Raw genomic sequence first — 13,847 nt, 5'->3', positions numbered from 1 at the left:
GCCGGCGGCGCCGGCAGCGGCGCGACGCTGGGCGCCGGCGGGGCCTGGCGGTTCTCGATGCCGGTCAGCGTGTAGGCCACGCCGCCGATCGCCGTCATGGCCACCAGAGCGGACATGCCGATGATCAACTGCGACAACCGCAGGCGGCGCCACGGCCGCTCGGGGGGCGGGTCGATGACGTTGAGCCGCATCGACCAGCCGGACGGCCCGTCCTCGTCGTAGGTCTCGCCGCCGAACCGCACCCGCACGTCGCCGGGGTACTCGGTCTGCGACCACGCCAACTCGCGGTCCGTCAGCGCCTCGTCGTCGATCACCAGCACGTCGCCGGCCCCCAGGTCGACCACGTCACCGGCGGCGTTGGCGGACGCCAGCACGCCGATTGACGTCCGCGTCCGCAGGCTCAGCTCCTCGCCCCGCGACGCCAGCAGCAGCGCGCCGCCAGCCGCCGCGAGGGCCGGCTGCGAGGGTGTGAGGACCGGGGTGCGCCCATGGACCGAAAGCCGTTCGGCGACAAGCGGGATGTGCGCGCCGCCACCGACGGTGACCACCGCCGCGAGGTCCGCCCAGCTCTTGCGGTAGCGCACGAGCATGTCGTCGAAGGCGTAGATGAAGCCGGTCAGCCGGTCCGCCATCAGGTCTTCGAGGTCGTCGCGCCGCAGTGTGAAACTGCAACTGCGCTCGCCGAGCTCGGCGCCGATGTCGGTCACCACGTCGGTGGACAGCCGCTCCTTGGCCAGCCGGCACTGCTCCCGCAGCTCACCCAGCTGCCCGACGGCGGCCGTGCTGGCCGGGTCGATGCCGCTGCCGCGGCCCAGCTCCTCGAAGACCCGCAGCAGCAGCTCCTGGTCGATCTCGTTGCCCGACAGGGCCGCGTACCGCATTGTCGCGCTGACGAGTTCGAAGTCGCCCGCGACGTCGACCAGCGTGGCCGAGGTGCCCCCGCCACCGAAATCGAGCAGCCCCACCACGCCGTCGTCGGGCAGGCCGAGTTCGGACTTCACGGCGGTCAGCGACGCGATCGCGTCGGAGACGAGCCGGGGCGCCATGCCGCTGCGGACGAATCCCAGATGCGTCCGCAGGCCGTCGCGCAACGCCTGCACCGTCGCGGGTTTCCAGTACGCCGGGACGGCAATGGAGATCTCCGAACTGGACGCGTCCGCTCCGGCGGCCCGCACCATCGCGTCCAGGGCCTCCACCGTGAGCAGTTCCGGATCGTGCGCGGACCCGTCCGCGGACACCAGCGCCACCGAATCGCCGATGCGCTCGACGAAGCCCTTCATCATCACGCCGGGCTCGGACAGGATCGAATCACCTTCGGGTACACCGACTTTCGGCGCACAGTGCGGATATAGGGTCAGCACCGACCGCCGGGTTACCGGTGGGCTTTCGTTACGCGCAGCGACCAGGTTCGTGGTCCCGATCGACAACCCAAGTGGGTCGTACATAGAGCGAAAACTTTCGTCTATAGGGGTCGGTGGCCAGCGTTAACCATAGCCGTGGACACGCCGAAATCCGATGGCTTGCAACATCATCGGTATCCGGTCGATGCCACCTCGTCACCGAAGTGGTACCGCCCGCCCCTTGACAAACTTACGCCGGCGCCTACACCACGGTCAGCGGCAGCGATCGCCTGGGCTCGAATTGGAATGTCGCTCCGCCGCTGACTTTCGTTACCGACACCTCGGGCAGTTCGGGCGCGGCGGTGTCGGTTTCGGCTAGTTCCGCGGTCCATTCGGTGTTCGTCCCGCTGACCCGGACCTCGAGGTGCGGGTCGACGGCGGTGGCGATCGCCTGCAGCGGTTGGGTGGATTCGGGAGTGCACAGCGCGATCCAGGCGGCGTCGTCGTGGGCCGGCGAGCGGTGCACGACGAGCCGGTCGGCCGTCTCCGCTCGGACGTAGCCCGCGGGGTTCAGCAGCGGGTGCAGTTCGAGCACCTCCAGCACGCCCCGGGCGCCGCCGGGCAGCTCCAGCGCGCGGTGAATCCGCTCGGCGGCCACACCCGCGATGCCGGTCAGCCCCTGGGTGCACACCGATACGGCCTGGGCGTCGTCCGCGGCGCGCGCCCGCACCGCGATGGCGAACGACAGGTAGAGCAGGTGCATCTGCAGGCACACCTCGTCGGCCATCCGGACCAGCGCCGAATGCGAGAAGCCGGCGAAGTCGAAGTCGGACAGCAACGGCCCCGAGTAATCCGCCTTGCCCTCCTCGGACCGGTCGATCGGATCGAGTTCCCATGCGGCGGCACGGGTTTGGCGGACGATGTCCAGCGCGGGAATGCTCTGGGCCTCCGGGTGAGACTCGTCGATGATGACGGTCCACGCGCAGTGCGGCCGGCGATCGGCCGGCGTGCGCGGCGGACGGTGGATGGGACGCACCTGGGCGCGCGGGTTGGTCGCGACCGCGGTCGCGTCGAAGGTCGGGTCCTCGATGGTGTGGCACATGCCGAACACGTACTTCTCGCCCATCGGCTCCACGTCGAGCAGGGCGCCGCAGTGGTCGAGCTGGAATTCGCCGTGCCAGCGGTCGTGCACGGTGTAGCGGAAGTCCATGAATTGCGGTGGGGCGCCGATGTCGAGCTGCAGCCCCTTGAAGATGGTCGGCACGTCGTCGCCGGTGAAGTTCAGCGCCCGTTGCATGCGCCGGGTGTAGATCGGGCTGGCGCCCGCCCACTCCTCGATGGCGATCTGCACCATCTCGTCGCGGCCGAACGCGCTGATGCACCAGGCCATTCCCGAGCGGTCGATCAGCTGTCCGATCAGGAGCAATTCGGGAACCAGGACGGCCAGCTGCTCGCGCGTCAGCCGCGCGTATCGGGATCGGCTCACGCGCCAAAAATAGACACGACTATGTTATAAAGTCAACAATGTCGATTGCCGCACCTCAGAGCGCCGGGAGCTCGGTTGGCCCCACCCGGCGCACCCGCGCGCCGCGCAAGCGCGGCGACGACACCCGCGCCAGGATCATCGAAGAGACGGTCCGCTGCATCACCGAGGAGGGCTTCGCGGCGGCCACCGCCAAGCACGTGGCCGAACGCGCGGGCGTGACATGGGGGGTCATCCAGTATCACTTCGGGGATCGCAACGGCCTGCTGACGGCCGTCGTGGACGACGGGGTGGACCGGCTGATCGAGAGCCTGTCGTCGGCCGACGTCAGCGAGTTGCCGCTGCGCGAGCGCATCGAGATCGTGGTCGACACGGCCTGGAGCTGCTACAGCAGCCCGACGTCGATGGCCGCGCTCGAGATCCTGCGCGCCACCCGCGGCGGGCCGGGTGAGTCGCCGCGCCGTCACCTGCTGGAGATGAACGACGCGGTCGGGCAGCTGGGCCGACTGATCACCGACGACCCGGCGAATGCCGGTGTGGCCGAGGTCATCTGGGCCACGCTGCGCGGTGTGGTGCTGGCACAGATGGTCACCGGGACACAGGTCGACTGGAGCCTGGAGCGACGCGCACTGATCGACATGGTCACCCGCCACCTCTCCGACGGCCGGGGCCACCGCGTCACATAAACCACGCACACGACACGCCGCACAAGGTGACCGTGGTTTATGCCTGGCCGACGCCGGCTCGTCGATGCGAGCGCAGCGGGCCTAATACCCGTGTGCTGCAATGACCTGATGACCCCTCACGATCTCGCCGACATCGAAGCCATCAAGCAGGTCAAGTACCGGTACCTGCGCGCGCTGGACACCAAGCACTGGGACGACTTCGCCGACACCCTGGCCGAGGACATCAAGGCCGACTACGGGCCGTCGATCGGCAACGAGCTGCACTTCACCAACCGCGACGACCTGGTGGAGTACATGCGTACGTCGCTGCCCGCCAACGTCATCACCGAGCACCGGGTGACCCATCCCGACATCGTCGTCGACGGCGACACCGCAACGGGCAGTTGGTATCTGCAGGACCGGGTGATCGTCGGCGACTTGAACTTCATGCTGATCGGGGCGGCCTTCTACCGCGACACCTACCGGCGCACCGACGCCGGCTGGAAGATCAGCGGCACCGGCTACGACCGGACCTACGACGCCACGATGTCGTTGGAGGGCATGAACTTCACGCTCAAGCCCGGTCGCGCGCTGGCCACCTGAGCGGCTACTTGGTGATGGCGATGACCGCGCCGGGCCGCAGCCATTTCATGATCGACACCAGCTGAGCGTCGTCGACCGCCACGCAGCCCTCGGTGGGCTTCCCGTCGGTGGTGTGGAAGAAGAACGCCGCACCGCCGCCCGGGGTCTTGTTCTTGTTGACGCCCATCACGACGGCGTGCTTGTACTGCGGGATCTGCAGGTTCTCGCTTTCGGCGGTGTTGAACGGGCACTGCGCCTTCTGGCACACCTGCATCGAGTTGAAGGTCGGGCTGTGGTCGTCGCCGCTCCACCAGTGATTCGGGCCGACCTGCGTGTAGGGCAGGCCGCTGCCGGGATTGGGCGCGGTGCCGAAGGCGGAGTCCAGCGTGTACACCCCCATCGGGGTGGCCGGCACGCCGCTCTTGGCCTGCGGCGCCATGCCCGCCGAACCGACGTGGGTGGGAATGCCGGTCCGCAGCGCCTGCCAGCCGGCGGCGGTGCGTTGGTAGATGTCCATCGTCGCGTTCGATCCGCCGGTGCTCATCACCGAAACCACCTGGGTGGCATTGCCGACCGCGTTGGCGAACCACGGGGCGCCGGCGGCGCCGGCGGCCGGCGCCAGGGCCAGCGACGCGAAAAGTGCGCACGCCGAAGCGGACAGCGAGGCGAGCAGTCGGCGCATGACCTCCATCGTCAAACCCGCCCAGCCCAAGGTCAAGTAAAGCTTCAGCCCCGGTTAGGTCACCGCGCCGTGACCAAACCACCCGCGTCGCAGGGTTTTCGGGACAAGGCCGCCGCCGGGGGCCGGATCACGGTGAAGCACAACAGGAAATACAGGTAGCCCAGCGACCACCCGGCCACCACGTCGGACGGGTAGTGCACGTTCAGCGCCACCCGCGAGATCCCCACCGCCAGCACGCCCAGCGCGACCACCGCGAGCGCGACGCCGCGCACCGCCCGGCCGGCCCCCGGCACCAGCAACGACAGCGCGGCCAGCAGCGCGGCCGTCGCCTCCAGCGCGTGCCCGGACGGGAACGAGGTCTCCGACGCGGCCACCAGCATGGTCGGCGGCCGCGGCCGGTCCGCGAGCGCCTTCGCCGCGACCGTCACGAGCCCGCTCAGCGGCGCGCACGCCAGCAACAGCAGCCCCGCCCGCACCCGGCGCACGGCCAGGGCCGCCACCGCCGCCACCGTGCCCAGCACCCGCAGCGGCACCGGCCCCAGCGCGAAGGAGACGCCCGCCCAGAACCGCACCCAGAACGGGTGTTTGACCGCGCTGTCCCGCGCGGCGTCCAGCAGCGACCAGTCCATGCGCTGCTCCCAGTGCCAGTCGTGGGAGTAGCCCACCCACATCAGCGCGTACGCCGCCGCGGCGGCGAGGGCGATGCACACGGCCGGAACGGTCGGCGGTCGAGTCATAACCCACCGATACCAGCCGCGCCGCGCGGCTGCCCGGGCGGCCCGGGACGTGTTCGGCGATCCCGCGCCATACTGGCGTCATGGCCGTATTCGTCCGGAGGTTGTTCGGCATCGGCAAGCTGCCCGACGACGTGCACGCGCAGGTCGAGGCGGAAGGCCTTCTCTACCTTGCCGACTACGTCGCCGTGACCCGGCGCTTCTCCGGGGCCATCCCCGGCGTGCGGCTGCCGCACAGCGTCGCCAGCTACACGGGCTCGCTGGTGTTCACCGCCGAGCGGGTGCTGGCCACGCTGTCCATGTTGCCCAGGCTGGCGGGCCCCACCGTCGACGTCCGCTGGGACGCGCCGCAGACCGGGGCGGCGCGGGTGGAGATCTCGTCGACCGGTTTGCAGGTCGACGTCGACGTCGCGCGGGTGAACCCGAAGTTCAGCGGCGAGCTGTCGCTGCACTACAAGGCCGCCATCCCGGCGGACGTCCTCGGTTGCCTGCCCCGGCGATCGCTGGCCTTCGACATGCCCGCCGAGTACGTCTACCGCGCGGTCGGCGTCACCTATAGTCCGTGATCGTCATCCGCGGCCAGGGCGGTTGCCGCAGCACCGCCAGGCTGCCGATCACCGCCGCCAGCAGGCCGGTGATCACCCCGATCAGCGCGATGCGATTCGCGTCCACGGCGGGCCTCCAGGAGGCCTCGCCGTTGCGCACGACGAAGACGCCGAGCGGTTTCACGACCGGGATCACGGTGGTGCCGTCCGGTGTGTGATACGGCTCGCCGTAGACGCGGCCGGCGGCGCCGTCGGCGGCAAGCTGGTCGAGTAGGTCATGGTGCTGCACGGAACACTCCTTTCTCGGGTGTTCGCCGGGCCCGGGGTGCGGCCCCGGTCCACGCTAACGCGGATTTCCTACGATGACAGGCGTGAACGAGGCATTCAGCCCGCAAGACCGGCGGGCCGTCTACCGGGTGATCTCCGAGCGCCGCGACATGCGCCGGTTCTCGCCCGGCGGCGTGGTGGGCGAGGAGGTGCTGGCGCGGCTGCTGCAGGCCGCCCACGCGGCGCCCAGCGTCGGTCTGATGCAGCCGTGGCGGTTCATCCGGATCACCGACGACTCGCTGCGGCGGCGCATCCACGCGCTCGTCGACGAGGAGCGGCCGCTCACCGCCGCCGCCCTGGGCGATCGGGCGCAGGAGTTTTTGGCGCTGAAGGTCGAGGGCATCCTCGAGTGCGCCGAACTGCTGGTGGTGGCGCTGTGCGACGACCGGGACAAGCACGTGTTCGGCCGGCGGACGCTGCCGCAGATGGATCTCGCGTCGGTGTCGTGCGCCATCCAGAACCTGTGGCTGGCGGCGCGCTCGGAAGGCCTTGGCATGGGCTGGGTTTCGCTGTTCGACCCGGACCGGCTGGCGGCCCTGCTGCAAATGCCCGCCGGCGCCGAGCCGGTGGCCATTCTGTGCCTGGGTCCGGTGCCCGAATTCCCCGATCGGCCCGCGCTGGAGCTGGACGGCTGGGCCGTCGCCCGGCCGCTGTCGGAGTTCGTCTGCGAGAACCGCTGGAGTCGGCGCGCCCAGGGTTCCCCCAACTAGCTGCGGTATCGTCGCCGGTCGCAACGGAAGGTTGAAGAGGTGACGCAATTGGCGCCGGGCGAAGCGGCGGACCGCAAAGACAACGTGCTGATCGTGCACTGGCACGACCTGGGTCGCTATCTCGGCGCCTACGGCCACCGGGACGTCGCGAGTCCCCGGCTGGACCGCCTGGCCGCCGAGGGCATCCTGTTCACCCGCGCGCACGCCACGGCGCCGCTGTGCTCGCCGTCGCGCGGATCGCTGTTCACCGGCCGCTACCCGCAGACCAACGGCCTGATCGGGCTGGCGCACCACGGCTGGGAATACCGCAACGGCGTGCGCACCCTGCCCGAGATCCTGACCGGCGCGGGTTGGTACTCGGCGCTTTTCGGCATGCAGCACGAGACGTCCTATCCGCAGCGGCTGGGCTTCGACGAGTTCGACGTGTCGAACTCGTACTGCGAGTACGTGGTGGACAAGGCCGGCGAGTGGCTGCGCGCGGGCGGCGAGAACCTGGCCGGCCAGCCGTTCCTGCTGACCGCCGGATTCTTCGAGACGCACCGGCCGTATCCCCCGGACCGCTACCGGCCGGCGGACAGCGCGCGGGTCGACCCGCCCGGGTGCCTGCCCGACACCCCCGAGGTGCGCGGCGACCTCGCCGCCTTCTACGGCTCGATCGCGACCGCCGATGCCGCCGTCGGCCGGCTGCTGGACACGCTGGCCGAAACCGGGTTGGACGCCAGCACCTGGGTGGTGTTCTTCACCGATCACGGCGCGGCGTTCCCGCGCGCCAAATCCACGCTGTACGACGCCGGAACCGGCATCGGCATGATCATCCGGCCCCCCACCAGCCGGCCCCCGACCCCGCGCGTGTACGACGAACTCTTCAGCGGCGTCGACCTGTTGCCGACGCTGCTGGAGCTGCTGGGTCTCGACGTCCCCCCCGACGTCGACGGGGTGTCCCACGCGCGCGCCCTGCTCGCGCCGGACCCGCACGCCGTGCCCGTCAGGGACCACGTGTACACGACGAAGACCTATCACGACTCGTTCGATCCGATCCGCGCGATCCGCACCAAGGAATACAGCTACATCGAGAACTACGCGGCCCGCCCGCTGCTCGACCTGCCGCTGGACATCGAGGAAAGCCCGTCCGGGATCGCCGTGGCGCCGCTGGTCGCCGGCCCGCGCCCGGACCGCGAACTCTACGACCTGCGCACCGACCCCACCGAGACCACCAATCTGCTGGCCGGCGAGAATCCCGGCGCCGACGAAATCGCCGCGGATCTGGCCGTGCGGCTTCATGATTGGCGGCAGCGCACGGGCGACGTCATCCCGTCGGAGTTCGCGGGCACCCGCATCGCGGCGCGTTACACCGAGACGTACCTGCAGATCCACCGGGTGAAGCCGACCGCCCGCTCGGCGATCGCGGCCGACCGCGGCATCGAGGATCAGGCGAGCGGTTAGCCGGCCGAGCGCCGCGCGCCGCCCACCTCGGCGACGACGAACACCCGCCGGAACGGGAAGATCGTCGTGCCGTCGGGCCGGGGCGGGTAGGCGTCGTCCAGCAGCGGGATCAGTTCCTCGCGGAACCGCTCCCAGTCTTCGGCGCTCAGCCGCTCGCGCACCGGGACCAGGGCCGTCCCGGTGATCCATTCCAGCACCGGGTTGTCACCGGTCAGCTGGTGCAGGTAGGTGGTCTCCCAGACGTCGACCTTGCATCCGGCGTCCAGCAGCAGGTTGGCGTACTGGATCGGCGGCTGCACCACGGCGCCGACCCGAAAGGGGATGTCGCGCATCACTTTCGCGTACGGCTCACGCCTGGCCAGCGTCCGCACCGTGGCGTGCGACGGGGTTTCGAAGTTGCCCGGGATCTGGACGGCGATCCACGATCCGGCCGCCAGCTCCTCGGCCCACCGGACCAGCAGGTCGGCGTGCTCGGGCACCCAATGCAGGGCCGCATTGCTCACCACCACGTCGGTGTCGGGCTGGGGCTTCCACTGGCGCAGGTCGCCGACGACGGCGTCGATGCCGCGTTCCTTTGCGGCGGCGACCATCTCCGGAGAGGTGTCCATCGCCTCGATCACCGCGTCGGGCCAGCGCCGGGACAGGTACTTGGTCAGGTGGCCGGGGCCGCAGCCCAGGTCGACGACCCGGCGGGCCCGCTCGGCCCCCACCCGGGACAGCAGGTCGTAGAAGGGCCGGCTGCGATGGTCCGCAAAGGCCAGGTAGACGTCGGGATCCCACATGTCCGTCCTCCTGATCAACGCGCCGTCGGCGGTAGGCGGATAGCCCAACCGTATTACCGTATGCCGCCCCGGCGCCGCCCAACCGGCCCCGGGGGCCGCGCCGGCCGGTTAGCATCGGCGTTCGTGGCGCCCGACACTTCGTTTGACCCGCCCATCCCCGTTCCCGACATTCCCGGTGCGTTCAAGGACGCCTTCCAGGGTGCGGACGTGCCGATCGGCATCGGCGGATTGCCCCCGAATTCCGCGCTGTCCCCCCGCCAGCGGATGGTAGTCGAGGGCTCGGCCGTCGGCGACCTGGCCCTGCGCACCTGGGTGTCGTCACTGCTCACCGCGACGGTGGCGCCCGCCGTGCTCGCCGGCGCCCTGCGGCACTCCGACGAGCGCGCCAACCTGAACTTCTACGCCGAACTGGCCGCGCAGCGGAACCCGGTGAAGTCGTTTCCCGCGCCGGCCGGGCCGCCGCGCGTCCGGTCGCGGCGCGCCAGCCCCCTGACCGAGTGGGCCGCGGGCGGCGCGGTGGAAAACATCGCGTTCGAAAGCAGCTTCACGGCCGTCAACCCCGCGATGCGCGAGCGGTGGAGGGCCTGGAAGTCGAACAACATCGTGCGCGCGCAGCACTGGCGCCACGACGACGGTCCGCGTCCCACGCTGTGCGTCATCCACGGCTTCATGGGGTCGTCGTACCTGGCGAACGGGCGGTTCTTCGCCCTGCCGTGGTATTACCGGTCCGGCTACGACGTCGTGATGTACACGTTGCCCTTTCACGGCAAGCGTGCCGAAAGGTTCTCGCCCTTCAGCGGTTTCGGCTATTTCGCCGGCGGCATGAGCGGTTTCGCCGAGGCGATGGCCCAGGCGGTGCACGACTTCCGGTCGATCATCGACTACCTGCGCGGCACCGGGGTCGACCGGATCGCCCTGACCGGCATCTCGCTGGGCGGTTACACCTCGGCGCTGGTGGCCTCGGTCGACGACCGGCTCGAGGCCGTCATCCCCAACTGCCCCGTCGTCACCCCGGCGACCCTGTTCGACGAGTGGTTTCCGGCCAACAAGCTGGTGCGGCTGGGGCTGCGCCTGTCCCACATCGGCCGCGCGGAGTTGGCCGACGGGCTGTCGTACCACTGCCCGCTGACCTATCGGCCGCTGCTGGAACGGGATCGGCGGATGATCATCACCGGGCTCGGCGATCGGATGGCGCCGCCGGACCACGCCGTCAAGCTGTGGGAGCACTGGGATCGTTGCGCGCTGCACTGGTTTCCGGGCAGCCACGTGCTGCACGTGAGCCAGCTGGACTACCTGCGCCGGATGACCGCGTTTCTGCAGACCGTCATGTTCTAGCGGCTTCGGCGGCCGGCTCCCGGTGGGCCCCACCCGCCTCGGTCGGCCAGTCCAGTTCCGCCAGCAGGCCCGGGGGCGCGTCGCTGTGCCCGTCGAGGCGCCGGGTGGACAGCAGGTCCAGGGCCGTCAGCGCCCGCAGGTGATTACCGGCCTGTGAGGCCAGGCCGGCCAGCGGCGCGCGCCGTTCGGGCTGCGTGTCCGTCTGTAACGCGCAGGCGGCGGCGATCGTCGGCCGCGCAGCGTCGCCGGCGATCTCCAGCGCTATGCAGGTCTCCAGCGCCGAGGAAGACCGGATTTCCGCCAGCGTCTGCGGCAACGTCTCGTCCACCGGAATCCGATACGCCGCAAGATAATCCGACGTGCCACGCTGGACTCCGCGCCAGCTCTCGCGGGCATTGGAGGTGAGCAACCGTGGGATGTCGTCGGGCGCCACGGCGGTTGCTTCCCAGCCGATCTCGCGAAGGTGGTCGGCCAGCCGGCGCGCCGCCACCTGCGCGGTCTCGTACAACGGGATGCGCGGCGAGCGCGCTTTGAGCGCGGCGAGATTGTCGGCGGCCGATATCGTCAGCCCGATCCACGTCTCCCGCCTGGAGGCGTCGGATGCGTTGGCGCGGCTGGTGATCCGGATCTTGTCCGCACGAATACCGTAGCGGTCCAGGTAGGAGGCGAGCAGCGGCAGCGGCAGCGCGTCGGCGCCGTCGGCCCTCGCCCCGACGCGCAGCAGCGCCGTTGTCGCCGTGCCGGATTCGGCCGCGGCCGATTCCCGGTGCCCCATGATCGCCAGCCGGCGGCGCAGCAGCGTGGTGAAGTACATCCCGCGCCAGCAGCCGAACAACGCGAGCACGACGGCGGCGGCGATGCCGAGCACCCAGTAGTCCCGGGTCGAGTGCCACGGGTAGGCCATCGCCGCGGGCACGACGGCGAGCGCCGCCAGCGTGATGCGCCCGGGTCCGGGGGTGGGTATCCAGCGCTGCAGGCTCACGGGGTGGGGTCCTTTCGTCGGCGGGTGGCGGTGGCGGCGACCGCGCCGGCGACCGCGACAAGCACGGCCAGCGCGGCGGTTCCGGCCAGCGCGACGGTCCGTGGGGTGGTGTCCCTGGGCGCGGGTGCGGGGGGAACGGCGACCGGCTTGGCCGCCGCCGCGGGCGGCTGGTTGCCCGCGGGCAGCTGCCAGGTCAGGGCGGCCACCGGGTCCACGCTGCCCGCGCCGATGACGTTGGACGGCGCCCTGGCGCCGCCCAGCGCGGTCGCGGTGATGCGGTGCACGACCTGGGTGGCGTTGAGGTCGGGATACTTGCTGCGGACCAGCGCCGCCACCCCGGCCACGTAGCCGGCCGCGTAGCTGGTTCCGCTCAGCGCGACCTGTTGCTGGTGTTCGTCGGGCAGGCCGTTGGCCAGGCCGCCGCCGTCGGCGTTGCCGACCGAGACGATGCGTTCGCCGGGGGCCGCGATGCCCACCCACGGCCCGGCCATGGTGAATTTGGACGGCTGGCCGTCCGGTGTCAGGGAGGCGACCGACAGCACGTAGGGCTGCCACAGCGACGGGATGGAGACCGAGGTGACGCCCGCCCAGTTGCGCGGGTCGTCCGGGCGGCTCAGGTCGGTGAGCGGGTTGGACTCGCACGAGGTGCCGCCCGCGACCGATCCCGTCGGCCCGGTGTTGCCGGCGGCGGCCACGATCACCGCGTCCTTGTCCACCGCCGCGTAGCGGATCGCCGCGCCGAGTGCGGCCTGGTCGACCGGCCGGTCGGCGGGCAGGCAGGTGAGCGTGGACACGTCGATCACCCGGGCGCCGAGGTCGGCCGCGTGCACGATCGCGCGGCCCAGCGTCGCCACGTCCAGGGTGGCCCGCGCCATCAGCGGGTCGCCGCCCGGCGTGCGCGGCGAGAACTTGGCGGACGTCGTCCTGATCGACACCACCCGCGCGGCGGGCGCCACACCCGAGAAGCCGTCGTCCCCGGGCTGGCCGGCGATGAGCCCGGCGACCAGGGTGCCGTGGCCGTCGCAGTCGGTCAGGCCGTCGGTGGCCTCGACGAAGTCACCGCCCGGGTCCACGTTGGGCAGCCGCGGGCCCGGCCGCACCCCGGTGTCGAGCACCGCCACCAGCTGACCCTCACCACGCGAGAACTGCCATGCCCCGGGCAGATTCAGCGTCGCCTGGCTCGGCGTCACCGCCGCGGGATCGCTGCCCGGGATCACCCCGGAGGTGGTGCACGGGCCGCGCTGCTCCATCGGCTGGACGGGACCCGGGGATCCGCTCGGCGGCGGAACACCCGGGTCGACCTTCGGCGCCTCGATGGCCAGGGCCGACGGGCATGTCCACAGCACGGCCGCGAATGCCGCTGCGAGACAGGCCGATCCGGTCCGAATCATCGATTGAGTATCCAGGTGAAGATGCCGACCAGGTAGGCCATCACGGGGATGAGCGAGGCGTCGAGCCCGGCGGCGGCGAAGCCCACCAGCCGGCGCACGGGCAGCGAATAGCTCTCCGGTTCGGCGATGTGCGGGTTGAGCGCCACCACGACCCACACCGCGGCCAGCGCGACGAGCACCAGCGCCGCGCCCAAAGCCGCGCCGTAGCGCGCGGTCGCGGTGTAGAACACCAGCAGCACGCCCGCGGCCAGGAAGGGCTGCCCGAGCAGCCACGCCTTGCAGGCGGCCGAGTCCCATACCCGCGCCCGCAACACCGAGGTCGCCGCCGTGGCGCCGACCACGTACCAGCCCACGCCGCTGACCGCCTCGGGCCGCAGCGCGATCGCGACCGAGCCCAGGACGCTGAGCAGCACCGCGGCCGCGATGAATCCGTTCTGATGGGCGTCGCCGATCCGCACCCGCCGCGGCAGATCCTCGAGCACCCGCAGCGACGGGGCCGACGGGGTGGGGTCGCCCGGCGCCGGGATCACCGGCAGCGGGAAGCGCGCCCACAGCGCCGACAGCTGAGCCGCCTCGATGGTGACCAGCAGCGCCGCGACGATCAGGCCGCAGCCGATGGCGAGCGGTCGCAGGTGCCAGAGCACCTCGGCGCCCGCGGCCAGCAGCACCCCGGCGCCCACCACCGCGGTCGCGGTGAAGAACCCGACGATGCGCTCCCGCTCGGCGCTGGGCGCCATCAGGGCGACCAGCGACCAGGCGGTGACGCCGGCCGCGGCGAGCATGATGTGCGCCGGCCCGAACCGCCCGGGCACGGCCAGCGCCAGCGCGGCGCCGATGGGCACCAGC

15 protein-coding genes are annotated in these 13,847 nt (G+C 71.1%); 6 read left to right on the top strand and 9 right to left on the bottom strand.

From position 1 onward, the window contains the following. Nucleotides 1-1,445 (bottom strand): Hsp70 family protein (locus HMPREF0591_RS05275; protein ID WP_007167402.1); only part of this gene is annotated, 1,445 nt, incomplete at its 3' end. Nucleotides 1,446-1,602: 157 nt separating this feature from the next. After that, entirely contained in the window at nucleotides 1,603-2,826 is a 1,224-nt protein-coding gene (locus HMPREF0591_RS05270) for a hypothetical protein (RefSeq protein WP_007167401.1), read from the bottom strand. Nucleotides 2,827-2,864: 38 nt separating this feature from the next. On the opposite strand from HMPREF0591_RS05270, the gene HMPREF0591_RS05265 reads away from it, so the two are divergent. Further along, complete coding sequence (locus tag HMPREF0591_RS05265) at nucleotides 2,865-3,509, top strand: TetR/AcrR family transcriptional regulator (protein WP_007167400.1); 645 nt, start codon at nucleotides 2,865-2,867, stop codon at nucleotides 3,507-3,509. Between the two features lie 108 nt (nucleotides 3,510-3,617). Next, nucleotides 3,618-4,091, top strand: coding sequence for a nuclear transport factor 2 family protein (locus tag HMPREF0591_RS05260; protein WP_007167399.1), 474 nt, complete (start codon nucleotides 3,618-3,620; stop codon nucleotides 4,089-4,091). 4 nt (nucleotides 4,092-4,095) lie between these two features. On the opposite strand, the gene HMPREF0591_RS05255 is transcribed toward HMPREF0591_RS05260, so the two are convergent. Further along, on the bottom strand, nucleotides 4,096-4,752 hold the full coding sequence (locus HMPREF0591_RS05255) for a L,D-transpeptidase family protein (RefSeq protein WP_040621872.1): 657 nt from the start codon (nucleotides 4,750-4,752) through the stop codon (nucleotides 4,096-4,098). Nucleotides 4,753-4,811: 59 nt separating this feature from the next. Next, complete coding sequence (locus HMPREF0591_RS05250) at nucleotides 4,812-5,489, bottom strand: phosphatase PAP2 family protein (RefSeq protein ID WP_007167397.1); 678 nt, start codon at nucleotides 5,487-5,489, stop codon at nucleotides 4,812-4,814. Nucleotides 5,490-5,569: 80 nt separating this feature from the next. Here HMPREF0591_RS05250 and HMPREF0591_RS05245 point away from each other — a divergent pair, with 80 nt between their 5' ends. Beyond that, complete coding sequence (locus tag HMPREF0591_RS05245) at nucleotides 5,570-6,052, top strand: hypothetical protein (protein WP_007167396.1); 483 nt, start codon at nucleotides 5,570-5,572, stop codon at nucleotides 6,050-6,052. Here the strand turns inward: HMPREF0591_RS05245 and HMPREF0591_RS05240 are convergent. Next, on the bottom strand, nucleotides 6,036-6,320 hold the full coding sequence (locus HMPREF0591_RS05240; RefSeq protein ID WP_007167395.1) for a hypothetical protein: 285 nt from the start codon (nucleotides 6,318-6,320) through the stop codon (nucleotides 6,036-6,038). The genes HMPREF0591_RS05245 and HMPREF0591_RS05240 overlap by 17 nt on opposite strands. 73 nt (nucleotides 6,321-6,393) lie before the next feature. On the opposite strand from HMPREF0591_RS05240, the gene bluB reads away from it, so the two are divergent. Beyond that, nucleotides 6,394-7,068, top strand: coding sequence for a 5,6-dimethylbenzimidazole synthase (gene bluB / locus HMPREF0591_RS05235; protein ID WP_007167394.1), 675 nt, complete (start codon nucleotides 6,394-6,396; stop codon nucleotides 7,066-7,068). Between the two features lie 39 nt (nucleotides 7,069-7,107). Beyond that, nucleotides 7,108-8,511: a sulfatase family protein gene (locus HMPREF0591_RS05230; protein WP_007167393.1), complete on the top strand. Its 1,404-nt coding sequence runs from the start codon at nucleotides 7,108-7,110 to the stop codon at nucleotides 8,509-8,511. Here the strand turns inward: HMPREF0591_RS05230 and HMPREF0591_RS05225 are convergent. Next, nucleotides 8,508-9,293 carry a trans-aconitate 2-methyltransferase gene (locus HMPREF0591_RS05225; protein ID WP_040621160.1) on the bottom strand — a complete coding sequence of 262 codons (786 nt, stop codon included), beginning with the start codon at nucleotides 9,291-9,293 and terminating at the stop codon, nucleotides 8,508-8,510. The two genes, HMPREF0591_RS05230 and HMPREF0591_RS05225, sit on opposite strands and share 4 nt — an antisense overlap. A 123-nt stretch (nucleotides 9,294-9,416) precedes the next feature. Between HMPREF0591_RS05225 and HMPREF0591_RS05220 the strand changes: the two genes are divergently transcribed. Beyond that, the gene (locus tag HMPREF0591_RS05220; RefSeq protein ID WP_007167391.1) at nucleotides 9,417-10,628 is read left to right on the top strand and encodes an alpha/beta hydrolase family protein; all 1,212 of its coding nucleotides are present in this window, start codon (nucleotides 9,417-9,419) and stop codon (nucleotides 10,626-10,628) included. Here the strand turns inward: HMPREF0591_RS05220 and eccE are convergent. From eccE to eccD, 3 genes are all read right to left on the bottom strand, one after another. Further along, nucleotides 10,618-11,610 (bottom strand): type VII secretion protein EccE, encoded by a 993-nt coding sequence (gene eccE / locus HMPREF0591_RS05215; RefSeq protein WP_007167390.1) that lies wholly within the window; start codon nucleotides 11,608-11,610, stop codon nucleotides 10,618-10,620. The genes HMPREF0591_RS05220 and eccE overlap by 11 nt on opposite strands. Then, nucleotides 11,607-13,001 carry a type VII secretion-associated serine protease mycosin gene (mycP, locus tag HMPREF0591_RS05210; RefSeq protein WP_040621157.1) on the bottom strand — a complete coding sequence of 465 codons (1,395 nt, stop codon included), beginning with the start codon at nucleotides 12,999-13,001 and terminating at the stop codon, nucleotides 11,607-11,609. Before mycP ends, eccE begins: the two co-directional genes overlap by 4 nt. Continuing rightward, on the bottom strand, nucleotides 12,998-13,847 hold an 850-nt coding region (gene eccD / locus HMPREF0591_RS05205), incomplete at its 5' end, for a type VII secretion integral membrane protein EccD (protein ID WP_007167388.1). The genes eccD and mycP, both read right to left, overlap by 4 nt.

It is taken from the genome of Mycobacterium parascrofulaceum ATCC BAA-614 (genome assembly GCF_000164135.1).
Taxonomy (GTDB): Bacteria; Actinomycetota; Actinomycetes; order Mycobacteriales; family Mycobacteriaceae; genus Mycobacterium; species Mycobacterium parascrofulaceum.
This window is presented reverse-complemented; position numbering and strand designations above follow the sequence as displayed.

Bases quoted from the DNA above. Each gene is read 5' to 3' on its own strand.
- mycP (WP_040621157.1), bottom strand. From the start codon at position 13,001: ATGATTCGGACCGGATCGGCCTGTCTCGCAGCGGCATTCGCGGCCGTG.
- HMPREF0591_RS05255 (WP_040621872.1), bottom strand. From the start codon at position 4,752: ATGCGCCGACTGCTCGCCTCGCTGTCCGCTTCGGCGTGCGCACTTTTC.
- HMPREF0591_RS05245 (WP_007167396.1), top strand. From the start codon at position 5,570: ATGGCCGTATTCGTCCGGAGGTTGTTCGGCATCGGCAAGCTGCCCGAC.
- HMPREF0591_RS05225 (WP_040621160.1), bottom strand. From the start codon at position 9,293: ATGTGGGATCCCGACGTCTACCTGGCCTTTGCGGACCATCGCAGCCGG.
- bluB (WP_007167394.1), top strand. From the start codon at position 6,394: ATGACAGGCGTGAACGAGGCATTCAGCCCGCAAGACCGGCGGGCCGTC.
- HMPREF0591_RS05265 (WP_007167400.1), top strand. From the start codon at position 2,865: ATGTCGATTGCCGCACCTCAGAGCGCCGGGAGCTCGGTTGGCCCCACC.
- HMPREF0591_RS05260 (WP_007167399.1), top strand. From the start codon at position 3,618: ATGACCCCTCACGATCTCGCCGACATCGAAGCCATCAAGCAGGTCAAG.
- HMPREF0591_RS05250 (WP_007167397.1), bottom strand. From the start codon at position 5,489: ATGACTCGACCGCCGACCGTTCCGGCCGTGTGCATCGCCCTCGCCGCC.